Source organism: Enterobacter sp. BIDMC93, from assembly GCF_001037805.1.
Lineage (GTDB): Bacteria > Pseudomonadota > Gammaproteobacteria > Enterobacterales > Enterobacteriaceae > Enterobacter > Enterobacter hormaechei_C.
The window spans coordinates 1,451,148-1,463,746 of sequence record NZ_KQ089962.1 but is presented as its reverse complement, the minus strand read 5'-3'; the positions used below and the strand labels follow the sequence as shown (position 1 = coordinate 1,463,746).

The window sequence follows — 12,599 nt, the reverse complement described above, 5'->3', positions numbered from 1 at the left end:
GAAGGATCTGTCATCGTCATTAGTGACGATGACAGATGTCGACGTCAGCGATGCGGGCCGTCAATGACGGAGTCGCGCAGGATAAGCTCGCCGGAGAAGGTTTGCTGAGGCTTAAACTCACCGCCGTCGAGCATGAAAATCATACGGCTGATGGTCTCCTGAATCATCTCCGTTACCGGAATACGCACGCTGGAGAGGGACGGCACGATATAGGGCGCGATTGCCACGTCGTCAAAGCCGATGACGGACACTGCGCCCGGCGTGGCGACGCCGCTCTCGTGCAGCTGCCTGATGGCGCCAATCGCCATATCGTCGTTACTCGCCACCAGCGCGGTAAACGTTTCGCCGCAGGTGAGCAACTGAGAGACCGCCGCCGCGCCGCTGGCCGGGTTCCACTTCCCTTCGGCGATCAGCGCGTCGCGAACTGCAATCCCGTGCTGCGCCAGCGCGTCCTTGTAGCCGGAAAGACGCTCCACCCCGGTGGGGGAATCCAGCGAACCGGTGATAAACGCAATCTCCCGGTGGCCTTTCGCGATCAGCTGCGATACTGCGTCCTGACACGACGCTTTATGATCGGACCAGACGCTGTGACTGCTGTTTTTCCGCAAACGGCGGTTGAGCACCATGATCGGCTGCTCGCATTTCTCAATGATCTCGTCCAGCGCTTCCACGCTCAGAAAACGCGGATATATGATTACCGCGTCGCAGCGCATGTCGAGCAGGTACTGGATCGCCTCGCGCTCCTCTTCGGCGCTGTGCTTACCGTCCGCCAGGATCAGCTGACGCCCCTTCTCTTCCGTCATCCGCGCGGCGTTAAACAGCAGCTCGCTAAAGTAGACCCCATGGTACAGGGTGTTCGTCACCACCAGCCCCAGAGTCTGGGTGCGTTTGGTCGCCAGGTTTCGCGCCAGCAGATTGGGGCGATACCCGCTCTCTTCGATGGCCTGAAAAACCCGGTCTTTCGTCTCCTGGCTGACGTAACCGTTCCCCGACAGTACCCGGGAGACCGTCGCTTTTGATACGCCTGCCCGCTTCGCCACTTCCAGCATCGTGGTCATATTATTATTCCGTCTGAACCTGATGGGCGCAGTGTACTGCACCGCAGAAAAATTGTCGCAGCGGCGTTATCACGCTTTTTACGGCCACGAGTGATCGTCATCACGAAACGAAAAAATGCATAAAAAGTGGTCTTGTTTCATTAAAAGAAACTCATGATGATTGTGTGAAACCGGTTTCCTACACTTCTCACAACGATAACAGGATCACATCCGATGGCAAAAAATTACGCTGCGCTGGCGACCGACGTCGTTAGCGCGCTGGGCGGCAAAGAGAACATCGTCGCCGTCACCCACTGTATGACGCGACTGCGCTTCGTCCTGAAAGACGAAAGCCTCACCGACGCCGCACGCCTGAAAAGCATCAGCGGCGTGCTCGGCGTGGTGCGCAACGACAACCAGTGTCAGGTGATCATCGGCAACACCGTGTCCCAGGCATACCGTGAAGTGGTGAGCCTGCTGCCCGCTAACCTGCAACCTGCCGTAGCGGAAGGTCCACAGAAGCTCACGCTGCGCCGGATTGGCGCCGGGATCCTCGACGCGCTGATCGGCACCATGTCTCCGCTGATCCCGGCGATCATCGGCGGGTCGATGGTCAAGCTGCTGGCGATGATCCTTGAGATGACCGGCGTGCTGGGCAAAGGCGACCCGACGCTGACGATCCTGACCGTTATCGGCGATGGCGCGTTCTTCTTCCTGCCGCTGATGGTGGCGGCGTCCGCGGCGGTGAAGTTCAAAACCAACATGTCGCTGGCGATTGCTATCGCGGGCGTACTGGTTCACCCGAGCTTTATCGAGCTGATGGCCAAGGCCGCGCAGGGTGAGCACGTTGAGTTCGCCTTCATTCCGGTGACGGCGGTGAAATACACCTACACCGTTATCCCGGCGCTGGTGATGACCTGGTGCCTGTCGTACATCGAACGCTGGGTGGATCGCATCACCCCGGCGGTAACCAAAAACTTCCTCAAGCCGATGCTGATCGTGCTGATTGCCGCCCCGCTCGCCATCGTACTGATTGGCCCGCTCGGGATCTGGATCGGCAGCGCCATCTCCGCGCTGGTCTACACCATTCACGGCTATCTGGGCTGGCTCTCCGTTGCCATTATGGGCGCGCTGTGGCCGCTGCTGGTGATGACCGGGATGCACCGCGTGTTTACGCCGACCATCATCCAGACCATTGCCGAAACGGGCAAAGAAGGGATGGTGATGCCGTCGGAAATCGGCGCCAACCTGTCGCTCGGCGGTTCGTCGCTGGCGGTGGCGTGGAAAACCAAAAATCCGGAGCTGCGCCAGACGGCGCTGGCCGCGGCGGCCTCCGCCATCATGGCGGGGATCTCTGAACCGGCCCTGTACGGCGTAGCGGTACGCCTGAAGCGTCCGCTGATTGCGAGCCTGATCAGCGGCTTTATCTGCGGCGCGGTGGCAGGCATGGCAGGCCTTGCCAGCCATTCGATGGCGGCGCCGGGGCTGTTTACCAGCGTGCAGTTCTTCGACCCGGCCAACCCGATGACCATCGTCTGGGTGTTTGGCGTGATGGGTCTGGCGGTAGTGCTGTCGTTTGTGCTAACCCTGCTGTTAGGGTTTGAGGATATCCCGGTAGAAGACGAAGCCGAAAAAGCACGCGCCCTGCAAACCGCACCGGTACAGAACAAAGCAGCAGAAGCATAAACTGAAAGCGAGGTAAGAATGTCTGTTTTTCCACAAGGATTTTTATGGGGCGGCGCGCTTGCCGCCAACCAGAGTGAAGGGGCTTACCGTGAAGGCGGCAAAGGACTGACGACGGTCGACATGATCCCCCACGGCGCAAACCGTCTGGCGGTAAAAGTCGGCAAGGAAAAACGGTTTTCGTTGCGGGACGACGAATTCTACCCGAGCCACGAGGCGATTGATTTTTACCATCGCTACAAAGAAGACATCGCCCTGATGGCGGAGATGGGCTTTACGGTGTTCCGCACCTCGATTGCCTGGAGCCGCCTCTACCCGAACGGCGACGAACCGCTGCCGAATCAGGAAGGCATTGCCTTCTACCGCGCGGTGTTCGAGGAGTGTAAAAAGTACAACATCGAGCCGCTGGTGACGCTCTGCCACTTCGACGTGCCGATGCACCTGGTGACGGAGTACGGCTCCTGGCGCAACCGTAAGATGGTGGATTTCTTCGCCCGCTACGCCCGCACCTGCTTCGAGGCGTTTAACGGGCTGGTGAAATACTGGCTGACCTTCAACGAAATCAACATCATGCTGCACAGCCCGTTCTCCGGCGCGGGGCTGGTATTTGAAGAAGGTGAAAACGAGGACCAGGTGAAGTACCAGGCCGCGCACCACGAGCTGGTGGCGAGCGCGCTGGCGACCCAAATTGCCCACGAGGTGAACCCGGAAAACCAGGTCGGTTGTATGCTGGCGGGCGGCAATTTTTACCCCTGGTCCTGCAAGCCGGAAGACGTGTGGATGGCGCTGGAAAAAGACCGCGAGAACCTGTTCTTTATCGACGTGCAGGCGCGCGGCAGCTATCCGGCTTACTCTGCCCGCGTGTTCCGCGAGAAAGGCGTGGTGATTGTGAAAGACCCGGGCGACGATGAACTGCTGAAAAACACCGTCGACTTTGTCTCGTTCAGCTATTACGCCTCGCGCTGCGCGTCGGCGGACATGAACGCGGGAAACACCAGCGCGGCGAACATCGTGAAGTCCCTGCGCAACCCGCATATTCAGGTGAGCGAGTGGGGCTGGGGCATCGACCCGCTCGGCCTGCGCATCACCATGAACATGATGTATGACCGCTACCAGAAGCCGCTGTTCCTGGTGGAAAACGGCCTTGGAGCGAAGGACGTCATTGATGAAAACGGCGAGATCAACGACGACTACCGCATCAGCTACCTGCGCGAGCATATTCGCGCGATGGCTGATGCGATTGAGGACGGCGTACCGCTGCTGGGCTACACCACCTGGGGCTGCATTGACCTTGTCTCGGCCTCAACGGGGGAAATGAGCAAGCGCTACGGGTTTGTGTACGTCGACCGGGACGACGCCGGGAACGGCACGCTGGACCGCAAGCGCAAGAAATCATTCTGGTGGTATAAGAAGGTGATTGCGAGTAACGGGGGGGATCTGGAGTAGCCTGTTGCCCTCACCCCAGCCCTCTCCCACAGGGAGAGGGGGATGGGTTTGGTAGGCCGGGTAAGGCGAAGCCGCCACCCGGCACTGCTCAGAGCTGAGAAAATCCCCCATCCCCAACCCACCCGGCAAGCCGTGAATAGACCACGTCCACCGCCTCTTTCACCGGCGGCGTCATCGGGTAATAGAACCCGACAATGTCCGGCTGAATCCCCAGAAACAGCACCTCACCCACGTCGTCTTTAATCTGATCGACCAGGTAGTTCAGCGGCATATTGTGCGTCGTCATCATAAACATTTCGGCGATGTCGTCCGGGTCAATCAGGCGGATCTCACCGGGGTTGAGCCCCATATCGGTGGCATCAACGATTAACAGCCTGTCCGGGCGCAGCTCGCGAATGGCCACCACGTCGTTTTCCGGCGCGCTGCCGCCGTCAATCACCACCCAGCTGCCCGGCGGGTTTGCGGCGCACAGTTCCGCCAGCAGCGGACCCGCGCCGTCGTCGCCCATCATGCTGTTGCCGACACACAGTAAAACGTCAGTCACGTAATCTCCTCACCATCAGGTAGATGGCGCTCTCCTGATGAATATCGTGCAGCATGCCGAGCAGCGTTTTGCTCCATGCCTGCTGCACCGGGGTTTGTACGCTCAGCGCCGCGTCAAAGGCGTTGGCAAGCATCGTGATGTGGTTGGCGTCGATCACGATCTCGCCGTACTTCGGCACGCCTTCCATTTTGCGCCGCGCCGTGCTGCCCTCATCCAGCGTGGCGATCCACGCCAGGTAATCGGCCCACGGGCAGCTCAGCGCCGCCTCCAGGCAGTCGATCACCCCGAGGTGGTGCCCAATCGCCAGACTGTAATAGACCACCTGCTGCGCCGCATCCGGCGTGGCGTCGTTCTCATCAATAAACTTACGGCTCAGCTGGCTGAACACCACCGTTTCACTCATCGGATACGCGCCTCATCCACGATGCTGTTCAGGTTCGCCACGATCTCATTGAGTCGCGGATCGTTTTCCGCCTCCAGCCAGCGCGCCACCTGATGGTCGCCCTGGCTCAGCAGGCGCAGATAATCGTCGGCAATCTGGCGGCCATAGCGATAGCCCGCCAGTTTCCGCGCCTTGCGGTCAACCTTCACCCGCAGCGGCTGCACCATATCCGGGTGCAGGATAGTGGCTGGCTGGTTGTCCAGCTCGCCCGGCTCGCGGGCGTGGATTTTCTGCTCCAGCAGGCCGAGCGCCATGGCAAAACCGTACAGCGTGGCGGCGGGCGTCGGCGGGCAGCCCGGAATGTAGACGTCCACCGGCACGATTTTGTCGGTGCCGCCCCAGACGCAGTACAGGTCGTGGAAGATGCCGCCGCTGTTGCCGCAGGCACCGTACGAGATGCAGATTTTCGGGTCCGGCGCGGACTGCCAGGCGCGCAGCGCGGGGGATCGCATGGCGCGGGTGACGGCCCCGGTAAACAGCAGAATGTCCGCATGGCGCGGAGACGGCACCACTTTGATGCCGAAGCGCTCGGCGTCAAACAGCGGTGACAGCGTGGCGAAGATCTCGATCTCGCAGCCGTTGCAGCCGCCGCAGTCCACGCGGTAGACGTAGGCCGAGCGTTTGATTTTTTTCAGCAGCGACGCCTTCATGCTGGCGATGGATTCGTCCACCGTCATCGGCACCGGAATGCCGTTAGCGTCGCGCGGGCCGAGTAAGTTTTCCATCAGCTGGCCTCTCTCATATGGCGGGTGATATCAATACGGTCGGACGGCAGCAGGCATTTCTGACGCTTGCACTCCGGGCAGGTTTCGAAGCTTTCACGGTGATGCTCCGCGCGGACGTCGCCGTTGTGCTTCAGCAGCGCGATGGCGTAGTCGATCTCTTTTTGCACGGCGAACGGACGCTTGCAGACGCGGCAGTTGCACAGCGCAAAGCGCGACTGCTGGAGGAAGTCCTCTTTTTTCCACACCGCCAGCTCGTACTCCTGAGACAGGCGAATGGCCACCGTCGGGCAGACCTCCTCGCAGCGGCCGCAGAAGATGCAGCGCCCGAGGTTAAACTGCCAGGCCAGCTCGCCGGTTTTCAGGTCCGTTTCCACCGTTAAGGCATTCGACGGGCAGGCGTTGACGCAGGCCGCGCAGCCGATGCACTGCTGCGGGTTGTGCTCCGGCTTGCCGCGAAAGTTTTTATCCACCGGGATCGGCTCCAGCGGATAACTGCTGGTCTGCGCGCCGGTTTTGATCACTTTTTTGATGAAGGTAAACATGGCGAATCCTTATTTCAGCGGCGAGTTCTTACGCTCGATGCTGTAGCGCTCAAGCTCTTTGTACGGCACCACCTGGCTTTTCTTCTTGCGCACGTCCACGACGGTCATGCGGTCGGTGCAGGAGTAGCACGGGTCGAGGCTGCCGATGATCAGCGGCGCGTCAGAGACCGTATTGCCGCGCAGCATGTAGCGCAGGGTTGGCCAGTTGGCGTAGGTCGCCGCGCGGCAGCGCCAGCGGTAGAGCTTCTGGTTGTCGCCGGTCATGCTCCAGTGGATGTCGTCCCCGCGCGGCGCTTCGGCAAAGCCGAGGGCAAAGCGGTTTGGAATGTAGGTGAAGCCTTCCACCATCAGCGGGCCGCCCGGCAGATTATCGAGGCCGTAGTCGATCATGTTCAGCGCGGTGAATACCTCGTTGATGCGCACCTTCAGGCGGGAGATAACGTCGCAGCCCTGCTCGCTGTGCACGGTCATCGGCAGCAGGCCGTAGCCGACGAACGGGTGATCGGCGCGGGTATCGCGGGCGTGGCCGCTGGCGCGCACCATCGGACCAACGTTACTGAAGTCGCGGGCGATTTCCGGGTCAAGACGGCCGATGCCCACGGTGCGCTGCTCGATGTTTGGCGTGCTGAGCAGCATGTCCACCAGCTCCTGCACGTCCCGCCGCATCTGCTGCGCCAGCTGGCGGGTCTGGATCATGTCGTCTTTCAGCAGGTCGCGGCGGATCCCGCCGATCAGGTTCAGGCCGTAGGTTTTACGCGCCCCGGTAAGGATCTCCGCCATCTTCATCGACGCCTCGCGCACGCGGAAGAACTGCATAAACCCGGAGTCAAAGCCGACGAAGTGGCAGGCCAGGCCGAGGTTGAGCAGGTGCGAGTGCAGGCGCTCCACCTCCAGCAGAATGGCGCGGATCATCTGCGCGCGTTCCGGCACCACGATCCCCATGCCGTTTTCCACAGAGGTGGTGTAGGCGGTGCTGTGGGCAAAGCCGCAGATGCCGCATACGCGGTCAGAGAGGAACGTGACTTCGTTGTAGCCCATGCGGGTCTCCGCCAGCTTCTCCATGCCGCGGTGGACGTAGAACAGGCGGTAGTCGGCGTCGATAATGTTCTCGCCGTCGACGAACAGGCGGAAGTGGCCCGGTTCGTCGGAGGTAACGTGCAGCGGGCCAATCGGCACCACGTTATTCTTCTTGCTGCCCAGCTCGTTGATGAACTCGTAGGTTTCGCTGTCGGTGGTCGGGGCCGGGCGCTGGCGGTAGTCCATGCTGTCCTTGCGCAGCGGATAGAGTTCATCCGGCCAGTCGTCCGGCAGCACCAGGCGACGCTCGTCAGGCAGGCCAACCGGCACCAGACCATACATGTCACGCACTTCGCGCTCGCCCCAGACGGCGGCAGGCACGCGCGGCGTGACGGAGGGGTATTCCGGTTTAGCCGGATCGACCTCTACGCGCACGGTGAGCCAGCACTTCTCCCCCTGCTCCATCGACATCACGTAGTACACCGCATAGTTGCCACACAGCTGACGCTCGTCGTTGCCGAACAGCACTGACAGCCAGCCGCCCTGCTGGTAATAGAGAAACTCCACCACTTCCGGCAGATAGTTCACCTTAATGGTGACGGTGATCTGGTCTTTGGTTTGCCAGGACTCCTCCAGCACCACGCCCGGGAAAGCCTGATGCAACGCGGCGAGATACTGCTGACCTTTCTTTTCTTCAGACATAAACACTCTCTTTAATCACGCCACCAGCAAGGAGACGAACGCTAAAAATGCAAAACCAAAACCGGCCCAGGTGATGCGTGACGTTTCGACAAAACGCAGGCGCGCCATGCTGTTTTCAAACAGGGCAATCACCAGCACGCCGAAAATCAGCTTGAGCGCAGCCACCACCACGGCCAGCAGCAGGCCGCCCGCAGAGAAGTGCGTCATCTGCCCCCACGGGAAGAAAACGCCGACGAACATCTGCAACACCACCAGCTGCTTGAGGCTGATGCCCCACTTCAGCACCGCAAAGCCGTAGCCGCTGTATTCGGTAAGCGGCCCCTCCTGTAATTCCTGCTCCGCTTCCGCGAGATCGAACGGCAGCTTGCCCATCTCGATAAAGGTGGCGAACGCGCAGGCGCAGAGCGCCAGCACCAGCGGGAGAGAACGTGAAACCGGCCAGTGGTAAACGGTGTCGGTGATAAAACTGATATGGGTCGAGCCTGCAACCTGCGCGGCAACCCACAGCCCCAGCAGCAGAATTGGCTCAACCAGCACGCCGAGCATCGCTTCGCGGCTGGCGCCGATACCCGTAAACGGGCTGCCGGTATCCAGACCCGCAATCGCAAAGAAGAAACGCGCGATGGCGAAGAGGTAGATCAGCGTAATCAGATCGCCCAGCACCGGCAGCGGCGAGCCCACCGTCACCACCGGCAGCGCGGTGGCGATGGTCAGCATCACGCCCACCATCACAAACGGCGTCAGGCGGAACACCCAGCCTGCGGCGTCCGGCGCGACGCTCTGACGGGAAAGCAGTTTGAAGAGATCGCGGTACTCCTGGAGCACGCCAGGTCCGCGACGGTTGTGCAGCCGGGCGCGCGCCACGCGCGTGATGCCCGACAGCAGCGGCGCGGCGGCGAACAGCACCAGCGCCTGAAGAATTGCCAGTAACAGACTCATGTCAGGCTCCTCGTGAAATGACAATCACCACCAGCACCGCCAGCTCGATCAGCGCCAGGCGGCGGAACAGTACGGGCACGGCGGCACCCTGCCAGCCCGGCACCCAGCCCACCGGGTTCAGCCAGTGGCGCAGCTTCAGCACGGCGGCAAAGTTCTCCTTCACCGGCATAGCGAAACCGTGGGCGGTGATGACCATCGACTGCTCATGTTCGTAGCCGCAGGCCCACGCCGCGCCGCGCGAGCGGGAGGCGAGACGGTCGCGTCTGAAGAACAGCATCAGCACGAACGGCAGGAGCGGCGCGGCAATCAGCAGCAGCGCCATCATCGGCTGGGAAACGACGGTATGCGCCGTGACCAGCGGCAGCGGAATGGCGTGGCCCAGCAGCGGCAGCAGCCACGGCGCGGCAACCCCGCCCGCGATGCAGCACAGCGCCAGCGCGACCACGCTGGTGGCCATCAGTACCGGGGTGCAGCAGGCGTTTTCCGCTTCGCGGGTGCGCGGCGCGCCCAGGAAGGTGACGCCGTAAACCTTCGCCATACACATCACCGCCAGCGCGCCGGTGATCGCCAGGCCCACCGCCAGCAGCGGGCCGAGTAAACGCCCGATAAACGCCTCGCTCTGGCCGAGGGCGAAGAAGGACTGGTAAATCACCCACTCGCCGGCAAAGCCGTTCAGCGGCGGCAGCGCAGCCATCGCCATCAGCCCGACCAACATCGCCAGCGAAATGACGGGCATTTTTTTGCCAATCCCGCCGAGCTTTTCAATATCGCGGTGCCCGGTGCGGAACCAGACGCTGCCCGCACCGAGGAACAGGGTGCTTTTAAACAGACTGTGGTTGATAAGGTGATACAGACCGCCAATAAACCCGGCGGCAATCAGCGCCGGCTGGTTGAGCGCCAGCCCGGTGACGCCCGCGCCCATGCCGAGCAGGATAATCCCGATGTTCTCCAGGGTGTGGTACGCCAGCAGACGCTGGATGTTGTGCTCCATCAGCGCGTAGAGGCCACCGACGAACGCGGTGATCATCCCCGCAATCAGCAGCGCCACGCCCCACCACAGCGGCGGCTGATCGCCCGTCAGGGTTATCATCAGGATGCCGAACAGACCGACCTTCATCACCACGGTGGAGAACAGTGCAGCGGCCGGGGCTGAGGCATTGGCATGCGCCTGCGGCACCCAGCCGTGCAGCGGGATTATCCCGGCCAGCAGGCCAAAACCGACTACGCCCAACAGCCAGACGTCGTTGCCCAGCGGCTGACCGTTAAGCGCGGCAAAATCCAGCGTGCCGAAACGCTGCCACACCAGCCAGCAGGCCAGCGCCAGCAGCAGCGTGCCGAGACGTCCCAGCGCAAACCACAGCTTGCCGGAGGCGCTGCATCCGGTCAGGAACACGCCGCACAGGGCCATGATTTCTGCCATCACCACCAGCGCGCCGAGGTTGCTGGCGACAACGGTACAGACCGCGGCGGCCATCAACAGGTTAACCAGCAGGCCGTTGGCGTTGGTGTGCTGATGGCGGTGCCAGTCGATATTAAACAGGCTGATAAACAGCCCGCACAGGCCAAAGGTTATCAGCCAGATGGCGTTCAGCGGCGTAAGCTCAACGGCGTGGTGAATCAGCGGGATGAGGGTGTCGACGGACTGGCCGTCGATCAGGACAACCCCGCCCGCCGCCAGCGTCATCAGGCTGCCGACCGCCCCGCCGATACCGGCGATCGCCCCGCTCAGCGTTTTATGGAAGGAGAGGAGCAGCGCCAGGACAGCGGCGGCGGCAAACCAGGCCACGCCGCTGGTCATCATAACTATCGCGTTCATTTCGCCCCCTCGTTAAGCGCCCGCAGCAGCGAAAGATCGCCGACGTCGGTATTGATGGTCAGCTCGCGCTTGCGTTTGCTGGTGCGAGCGATATCGCGGATGTTGACCAGGACCAGCGCCCGGGTCGGGCAGGTCCGCACGCAGGCCGGACCCTGCTCATCGAAGCTGCACAGGTCGCACTTCACCGCAACGGCGCGAATGCCCGGCACCCAGTCCAGCAGCGTACTCACGCGTGCCGGAGCCGGTGGCGCAGGCGGCGCTTTTGCAGTATTAGCATTCGCCGGAATATGCAGCGGACGGCTGCCGGAAAACTCAATGGCACCGAACGGACAGGCGATGCCGCACAGCTTGCAGCTCACGCACAGGCTTTCGTTCAGCTGTACCGCGCCGTCAACGCGGGTGATGGCATTGACAGGACAGACGCCCGCGCACGGGGCGTCTTCACAGTGGTGACAGAGCTGCGGGGCAGACTCTTTCTCATTACGCATGACGCGCAGGCGCGGCATGGACTGTAGCCCGTGCAGGCGGTGCGTTTCCGAGCACGCCGCCTCACAGGTCCGACAGCCAATACAGACCGTCGAGTCAGCAATTACAAAACGGTTCACCGGGTCATCCTCTGGTGATGGTCATTTTTGACGAAAAAAAACTGTCTTATCGACACTTCTCGACACTCGTTTTTCAGGCCACGTTCGCGGAGGATTTTCCGTCGATCAGCTGTTTCAGGTTGACTGGCCTGTCATGCTCAACGGCGGCGTAGAGGCCGTTGTAAACCGGCGCGATTTTCTCCAGATAGTGCTCCAGCACCTGCTGGCGATCGCGGTTGCTGACGTGACCGTCCACCATGCCGTCCGCCATCAGCTGCGCCCGGGCGATGCAGTGCCTGTCGCCCTCTTTCGTCTCGACGTAGTACTCAATCGTGTGGCTGTTGAAGGTCTCCGCCAGGGTGACGTAAATCGTAAAGTGGCCGAACAGGACAAAACGCATATCCCCCTGCGCCGCACAGCTCATGGCGTGATGCAGATGGGCCTTCGACAGCGTGATCCCCTGGATCAGTGAATTGCAGTACAGGTGCCATTGCTCCTGGAGCTGCTGATGACGTTGCGCGATGTAATCCGCTTTTTCGCTAATTTCCCAAATAGTCATAAAAGGTATCCGGTTAATGGAGTTAGCGGCTGTTAAGCAGATTTCGTGCCAGTTTTTAATTTATTGATTTAAATGGATTTTAAAGAGATGTGCACTGTCACCGCCGCAGTGTCGACGTGTCATTTCGACAGCGTTGACATCGTCACGCCGTAACGCAAATCAAGCTGGCACCGTTATTGCATTGAAGGGGCAATTCATTAAGGAGGCGTCATGCACGAAATCACCCTCTGCCAGCGGGCACTGGAACTTATCGAACAGCAGGCAGTGCAAAACCACGCGAAACGCGTCACCGGCGTCTGGCTGAAGGTCGGGGCGTTTTCCTGCGTCGAGACCAGCGCCCTCACCTTCTGTTTTGAGCTGGTGTGCCGCGGCACGCTGGCGGAAGGGTGCGAGCTGCATATCGACGAGCAGCAGGCGGAGTGCTGGTGCGAGCAGTGTCAGCAGTACGTCACGCTGCTGTCATCGAAGGTACAGCGCTGTCCGCAGTGCCAGAGCAGCGGGCTGCGCATCGTGGCGGATGACGGTATGCAGATCCAACGCCTCGAAATCGAGAAGGAGTAATG

13 protein-coding genes are annotated in these 12,599 nt (G+C 61.2%); 3 read left to right on the top strand and 10 right to left on the bottom strand.

From position 1 onward, the window contains the following. Positions 1-44 precede the first annotated feature (44 nt). The gene (locus SK58_RS06920; protein ID WP_341843856.1) at positions 45-1,082 is read right to left on the bottom strand and encodes a LacI family DNA-binding transcriptional regulator; all 1,038 of its coding nucleotides are present in this window, start codon (positions 1,080-1,082) and stop codon (positions 45-47) included. Positions 1,083-1,271: 189 nt separating this feature from the next. Between SK58_RS06920 and ascF the strand changes: the two genes are divergently transcribed. Continuing rightward, on the top strand, positions 1,272-2,723 hold the full coding sequence (gene ascF / locus SK58_RS06915; protein WP_017382795.1) for a PTS cellobiose/arbutin/salicin transporter subunit IIBC: 1,452 nt from the start codon (positions 1,272-1,274) through the stop codon (positions 2,721-2,723). 18 nt (positions 2,724-2,741) lie between these two features. Then, positions 2,742-4,166, top strand: coding sequence for a 6-phospho-beta-glucosidase (locus SK58_RS06910; RefSeq protein ID WP_015571685.1), 1,425 nt, complete (start codon positions 2,742-2,744; stop codon positions 4,164-4,166). A gap of 88 nt (positions 4,167-4,254) precedes the next feature. Here SK58_RS06910 and hycI read toward each other — a convergent pair whose 3' ends face one another. The 9 genes from hycI to hycA form a co-directional block, all read right to left on the bottom strand. Next, a complete protein-coding gene (gene hycI / locus SK58_RS06905; RefSeq protein WP_023295326.1) occupies positions 4,255-4,710 on the bottom strand; it encodes a hydrogenase maturation peptidase HycI in 456 nt (151 codons plus the stop codon). Then, complete coding sequence (locus SK58_RS06900) at positions 4,703-5,113, bottom strand: formate hydrogenlyase maturation HycH family protein (protein WP_015571687.1); 411 nt, start codon at positions 5,111-5,113, stop codon at positions 4,703-4,705. Before SK58_RS06900 ends, hycI begins: the two co-directional genes overlap by 8 nt. Next, positions 5,110-5,877, bottom strand: a complete 768-nt coding sequence (locus tag SK58_RS06895; RefSeq protein ID WP_015571688.1) for an NADH-quinone oxidoreductase subunit B family protein — start codon at positions 5,875-5,877, stop codon at positions 5,110-5,112. The genes SK58_RS06900 and SK58_RS06895 overlap by 4 nt, the downstream gene beginning before the upstream one ends. After that, positions 5,877-6,419 carry a formate hydrogenlyase complex iron-sulfur subunit gene (locus SK58_RS06890; RefSeq protein ID WP_015571689.1) on the bottom strand — a complete coding sequence of 181 codons (543 nt, stop codon included), beginning with the start codon at positions 6,417-6,419 and terminating at the stop codon, positions 5,877-5,879. The genes SK58_RS06895 and SK58_RS06890 overlap by 1 nt, the downstream gene beginning before the upstream one ends. Before the next feature lie 9 nt (positions 6,420-6,428). After that, on the bottom strand, positions 6,429-8,138 hold the full coding sequence (gene hycE / locus SK58_RS06885; RefSeq protein ID WP_015571690.1) for a formate hydrogenlyase subunit HycE: 1,710 nt from the start codon (positions 8,136-8,138) through the stop codon (positions 6,429-6,431). 15 nt (positions 8,139-8,153) lie between these two features. Continuing rightward, entirely contained in the window at positions 8,154-9,077 is a 924-nt protein-coding gene (locus SK58_RS06880; protein WP_015571691.1) for a respiratory chain complex I subunit 1 family protein, read from the bottom strand. A gap of 1 nt (position 9,078) precedes the next feature. Further along, on the bottom strand, positions 9,079-10,893 hold the full coding sequence (gene hycC, locus SK58_RS06875) for a formate hydrogenlyase subunit 3 (protein ID WP_015571692.1): 1,815 nt from the start codon (positions 10,891-10,893) through the stop codon (positions 9,079-9,081). Next, positions 10,890-11,498 (bottom strand): 4Fe-4S dicluster domain-containing protein, encoded by a 609-nt coding sequence (locus SK58_RS06870; RefSeq protein ID WP_017382803.1) that lies wholly within the window; start codon positions 11,496-11,498, stop codon positions 10,890-10,892. The genes hycC and SK58_RS06870 overlap by 4 nt, the downstream gene beginning before the upstream one ends. Positions 11,499-11,571: 73 nt before the next feature. After that, on the bottom strand, positions 11,572-12,036 hold the full coding sequence (hycA, locus tag SK58_RS06865) for a formate hydrogenlyase regulator HycA (protein WP_017382804.1): 465 nt from the start codon (positions 12,034-12,036) through the stop codon (positions 11,572-11,574). 210 nt (positions 12,037-12,246) lie between these two features. On the opposite strand from hycA, the gene hypA reads away from it, so the two are divergent. Next, positions 12,247-12,597 (top strand): hydrogenase maturation nickel metallochaperone HypA, encoded by a 351-nt coding sequence (gene hypA, locus SK58_RS06860; RefSeq protein WP_015571694.1) that lies wholly within the window; start codon positions 12,247-12,249, stop codon positions 12,595-12,597. Positions 12,598-12,599: the final 2 nt, after the last annotated feature.

Bases quoted from the DNA above. Each gene is read 5' to 3' on its own strand.
- ascF (WP_017382795.1), top strand. From the start codon at position 1,272: ATGGCAAAAAATTACGCTGCGCTGGCGACCGACGTCGTTAGCGCGCTG.
- SK58_RS06910 (WP_015571685.1), top strand. From the start codon at position 2,742: ATGTCTGTTTTTCCACAAGGATTTTTATGGGGCGGCGCGCTTGCCGCC.
- SK58_RS06900 (WP_015571687.1), bottom strand. From the start codon at position 5,113: ATGAGTGAAACGGTGGTGTTCAGCCAGCTGAGCCGTAAGTTTATTGAT.
- SK58_RS06895 (WP_015571688.1), bottom strand. From the start codon at position 5,877: ATGGAAAACTTACTCGGCCCGCGCGACGCTAACGGCATTCCGGTGCCG.
- SK58_RS06890 (WP_015571689.1), bottom strand. From the start codon at position 6,419: ATGTTTACCTTCATCAAAAAAGTGATCAAAACCGGCGCGCAGACCAGC.
- hycE (WP_015571690.1), bottom strand. From the start codon at position 8,138: ATGTCTGAAGAAAAGAAAGGTCAGCAGTATCTCGCCGCGTTGCATCAG.
- SK58_RS06880 (WP_015571691.1), bottom strand. From the start codon at position 9,077: ATGAGTCTGTTACTGGCAATTCTTCAGGCGCTGGTGCTGTTCGCCGCC.
- hycC (WP_015571692.1), bottom strand. From the start codon at position 10,893: ATGAACGCGATAGTTATGATGACCAGCGGCGTGGCCTGGTTTGCCGCC.
- hycA (WP_017382804.1), bottom strand. From the start codon at position 12,036: ATGACTATTTGGGAAATTAGCGAAAAAGCGGATTACATCGCGCAACGT.
- hypA (WP_015571694.1), top strand. From the start codon at position 12,247: ATGCACGAAATCACCCTCTGCCAGCGGGCACTGGAACTTATCGAACAG.